This is a genomic window from Streptomyces sp., from assembly GCF_050698815.1.
Taxonomy (GTDB): domain Bacteria; phylum Actinomycetota; class Actinomycetes; order Streptomycetales; family Streptomycetaceae; genus Streptomyces.
In genome coordinates this window covers 1-4,383 of sequence record NZ_JBOHCV010000284.1, presented here as the reverse complement: position 1 = coordinate 4,383, position 4,383 = coordinate 1, and the positions used below count along the sequence as shown (strand labels likewise).

General features: G+C 72.9%; 4 protein-coding genes and 1 pseudogene. All 5 read right to left on the bottom strand.

What is annotated here, in order from left to right:
* Positions 1–961: ADP-ribosylglycohydrolase family protein (locus tag ACRDP3_RS10290; protein WP_431516567.1), on the bottom strand; the 961-nt coding region annotated here is incomplete at its 3' end.
* Positions 958–2,064, bottom strand: a complete 1,107-nt coding sequence (locus tag ACRDP3_RS10285) for an ADP-ribosylglycohydrolase family protein (protein WP_431516566.1) — start codon at positions 2,062–2,064, stop codon at positions 958–960. The genes ACRDP3_RS10290 and ACRDP3_RS10285, both read right to left, overlap by 4 nt.
* Positions 2,065–2,098: 34 nt before the next feature.
* Positions 2,099–3,394 (bottom strand): ABC transporter substrate-binding protein, encoded by a 1,296-nt coding sequence (locus ACRDP3_RS10280; RefSeq protein WP_431516565.1) that lies wholly within the window; start codon positions 3,392–3,394, stop codon positions 2,099–2,101.
* A complete protein-coding gene (locus tag ACRDP3_RS10275; RefSeq protein WP_431516564.1) occupies positions 3,394–4,266 on the bottom strand; it encodes a carbohydrate ABC transporter permease in 873 nt (290 codons plus the stop codon). Before ACRDP3_RS10275 ends, ACRDP3_RS10280 begins: the two co-directional genes overlap by 1 nt.
* Positions 4,263–4,383 (bottom strand): annotated as a pseudogene (locus tag ACRDP3_RS10270) (sugar ABC transporter permease); the annotation flags it as partial. The pseudogene ACRDP3_RS10270 and the gene ACRDP3_RS10275, both read right to left, overlap by 4 nt.

Here is a 4,383-nt window from a genome sequence, read left to right as displayed (position 1 = left end):
GGGCGAGGGCGACCGGCACGGTCTCGGCGGCGGCGATGCCGTAGCTGTAGATGTGGTCGACGATCTCGTGTTCCAGCACCGGCACCAGCGCGAAGGCGTTGCCGGGCAGCCCCGGGCGGTCGGCGGCCGCGCGGCGGGCGAGCCGCACGGCGTGCCGGGCGTTGCGGCGGATCTCGGTGCCCGAGGGGAGCTGCGAAAGGGCCGCCGCCACGCAGGCCTCCACGTCCGCCCCGCCCAGCGCCTCGGCCACGGCCGCCGCCATGGCGCGGGCGCCGTGCACGCCGTCACCGTCCTGGGTGTAGCGGGCGTCGCATTCCGCCAGCTGGGCCGCCGCGGCCGGGTTTCCCGGATGCACGGTGGCCAGCACCGCCGCCCGTACGCAGGCGGCGTCGTCGAAGAAGTGCGGGTTGTCGTGGCCGGTGGCGGGTGGCCGCAGGCCCGTCGCGAGGTTCCCCAGCCCCGCCCGTACGGAGATGCGGGCGCGCATCGGCAGCACGGCCGACTCCACCTCGGGGGCCCGTACCGCGGCGGCGGCGACCTCGCTGGCCAGCTCGTTCCAGGCCAGATCGACCGCGGCCCGCATCCGCCGGTCCCGGCCCAGGTCGCTCAGCAGCGCCCCCGCCGCGGTGAGCACCGACTGGGCGGTGAAGGCGGCCCACTCGGCGTCGTCGGAGGGGCCCAGCCGCAGTGGCTCGGGCGGCTGGTTCAGGGCGATGGGCACCGGCAGCGTGGTGGTGGCGTTCTGCTCGGCGAAGGTGTCCAGTTCGCGGGTCAGCCGCCGCGTCCACTCCGGCATCCGCGACGCGCGGTGCCGGGCGGCCGGCCAGCCGGCGGCGTCACCGGCGGCGATTCCCAGCAGCAGCCCCTCGATGCGGCGCGGGTCACCGGTGGCCTCGCCGTCGTCCGCCGGTTCGCTCGCGTCGCGTTCGTGTCCGGCGGGTGGGGTGTCCACCGTGCTCATGAGGCCGCCCGTCCGTTCCCGTGCGGGGTGAGCAGGTCGGCGATGTCCAGGACGTGGTAGCCCGCCATCGAGGGCAGACAGCTGCCGCGTACGGGCCCGATGACCGCCGCCCACTCCTCCGGCACGGCCGGCGCACCGCCGAGCGCCCCGGCCAGCGCGCCGGCCACGGCCGCCGTGGTGTCGGCGTCGCGGCCCATGTTGACGGCGGTCAGCACGGAAGTGGTGAAGTCCCCGCGAGCCACGGCGAAGGCGCCGAAGGCGAGGGCGACCGCCTCCGGCGCGAGGTCCATCCACGGGTAGCCGCCGATGACGACCGCGGAGCGGACGGCGCGTTCGGTGCTGAGCCGGGTGGCGTCGGGGTCGAGGCGGGCGCGCTGCGCGGTGGCGACGGCCCGCCGCAGCGAGCGGGCGGTCCAGGAGTTCTCGGGTACGACGGACAGCGCGGCCGCGATCACCGCGTCCGGGCCCCGGCCGACCATCGCCGCGGCGACCCCGGCCGCGACGGCCTGTCCTCCGTAGATGCCCTCGCCGTCGTGGCTGACCGTGCCGTCGACTTCGACGAGCCGGGCCGCCTCCGCCGGACGCCCGGCGGCGAAGATGCCGAACGGCGCGGCGCGCATGGCCAGGCCGTCGCTCCAGGCGTGCCGGTGCTGGGCGGAGATCGGAGCGGCCAGACCGCGCCGCAGGTTCTCCAGCGTGCCGCGCTCGCTGAACCCGGCGCCGCGGAAGGGGCCTTCGTCGAGATTGGCGATCCACCGGTGCCAGGCCGCTTCGACGTGCGCGACGGTCAGGCCCGAGCCGTGCTCGGCCAGCAGCAGCCCGGAGAAGATCGCGTACTCGGTGTCGTCCGTACCGGCCGGATCGTCCTCGACGAATCCCTCGATCCGGCCCCAACGCTGCCGGATCTGGGAGGGCTTCATGTTCTCGGCCGGCGCGCCCAGCGCGTCGCCGACAGCGAGCCCGAGCATCCCGCCGCGGGCCCGCTCGCGCAGGTCGCCGCCGTCCGGCGAGGCCGCGTGCGGGACGGTCCGCAGGCGGGGCCGGGGGCTCGGGGACGGGGGAGCGGGCCGGTCAGGAGGAGAGGAGGCGGGTACTGCGCTCATGGTGCGTGCCGTTCTGTCGTGCGGGTGGTTCAGTTCAGCGCTGGTACCGGGCGAGGATGCGGTTGCCGTCGTCGACGAGCTTGTCGCGGAGCGTGCGCAGGCTGATGCCGCCGGCGTAGTACTCCTGGAAGGCGGGGGTGGCGACCTTGTCCTTCCACTCGGGGTAGCCCCGTACGCCGAGCACCGGTGAGGCGCGCAGGTCCGAGGCCATCCGCAGGCCCGTGCTCCAGCCGTGCTTGTCGGTGCTCAGGGCCGGATCGCGCAGCGCCTCGGTGCCGGTCGGCACCAGCCAGTCGCCCTTGGCCAGGCGCGCCATGTGGTCCGGCCGGGTCAGGAACGCGACGAACGCCATGGCGGCCTTCTTGCGGGAGGTGCTCTGCGAGATGGACAGGGTCTGCGGACTGACACCCTGGTGTTGTCCCCCGCCCGCGGCCCCGTCCCCGGCGGGCATCGGCAGCGTCACCCATTCGAAGCCGTCCGGTGCCTGCTGCTGGACCTGTTGCCGGAAGGAGAAGTTGAGCGGCAGGATCGCGTACCGGCCGGCGAAGAAGCCGGGGAGGGTGTCGGCGCCGGCCATGCCCAGGCTGCTCCTGGCGGCCGTACGGTCCTCGTTGACCTGCCGGTGTATCAGCTCGATGACCTCGGAGTCGGCGCTCTCGAAACGGATGACGTTCTTGCCGTTCTCGCGGTGGAAGACGGCCCCGCCGGTGGTCAGCGTGAGGTTCACCGACTGATTGACCGGGTCCTTCATCGACCAGGCCACGCCGTGGGTACGCCCGTGGGTGAGCTCTTTCGCGGCCTCCTCGAACTCCGCCCAGCTCCACGGCCGCCGCGTGGTCGGCATCCGCACACCGGACTTCTCCAGCAGCTCGCGATTGGCGATCAGCACCCGCGGCTCCTGCACGAAGGGCACTCCGTAGGTGCCGCCCGCGAAGCTCGCCGTGTCCCAACTGCTCTGCGGAATCTGCTCCTTCAGCTGCGCGGGCAGCAGCCCGCTCAGGTCGGCGAGGAAGCCGCCGTGGGCGAAGTCGGTGAGGTCGTTGGCCTCGTCGTGGATGATGTCCGGCGCCTCGCCGCCCTCGAAGGAGGTCAGCAGCTGGTCGTGGACGCTCTCCCAGGAGCCCTGTACGTAGCGGACCCGGGAGGTGGGGTTGTGCCTGTTCCACTGGGCGACCAGCGCCTTGTTGGCCTCGATCGACTCCTGCTGCCAGGCGAGGCTCAGATAGTCGAGCGGGCCGGAGTCGTCGCCGCCGTCGCCGGCGCACCCGCTGAGCGCGGTGCCGGCGCCGGTGGCGGCCGCCGCCGTGGCGAGGAAGTCGCGGCGGCGCATCAGCCCTTCACCGCCCCGCTCATCATGCCGCTGACCAGACGTCGCTGGAGCAGGGCGAAGAAGAGGAGGCTGGGGAGGGTCGCCAGGACGGCCGCCGCCGCGAGCGGTCCGAGGTCGGCGGCGCCCTCCGTGCCGAGGAAGTGGGTGAGGATCACGGACATCGTCTGCTTCTCCGGGGACTTGAGCAGGACCAGGGCGAAGAAGAACTCGTTCCACGCGGTGACGAAGGAGAACATCACGGTGGCGACCAGGCCGGGGGTGAGCAGCGGCAAGACCACACTGCGGAGGGTCCGGAAGCGGCTGCACCCGTCGATGGCGGCGGCCTCCTCCAGCGAGGCGGGCACGGCCCGCACGTAGCCCTGGAGCATCCACAGGGCGAAGGGGAGGTTCCAGACCACGTAGACGAGGATCAGCCCGGTCAGCGAGTTGATCAGATGGAAGTACTTCAGGACCAGGAACAGCGGGATGATCACCAGTACGAAGGGGAACATCTGGCTGACCAGGATCCATCCCGTCGCGGCCTTGCTGACCGGTGAGCGGTACCGGACCATCGCGTACGCCGCCGGCACCGCTATCGCCACCGAGACCGCGGCCGCGCAGACCGCCACGAGCAGGCTGTTGAGCGCCGAGCGGGCGAGCGGCTGCTGGTCGAAGGCAGCCGTGAAGTTGTCCAGGGACGGGTGCCGGGGGAGCCACGTCGGGTCGACCGAACCCAGCTCCTGCGGGGCCTTGAAGGCGGTGGAGACCAGCCAGAACAGCGGGAAGGCCAGAAACACCAGGTAGCAGATCAGGGCGGCATACTGGGCGGCCCGGCCGGTGCGACCCAGCCGGCGTCCCGGCCGGGCTTGGCTCGGCGTGCGCTGCGAGCTCACTGGTCGGCCTCCTTCAGACGGTTGCGCAGGAAGATCGTCAGCAGCACGGCGATGACGGCGACCATCACCAGTCCCATCGCGGCGGCGTAGCCGAACTGCCCGTAGCGGAAGGCCTCT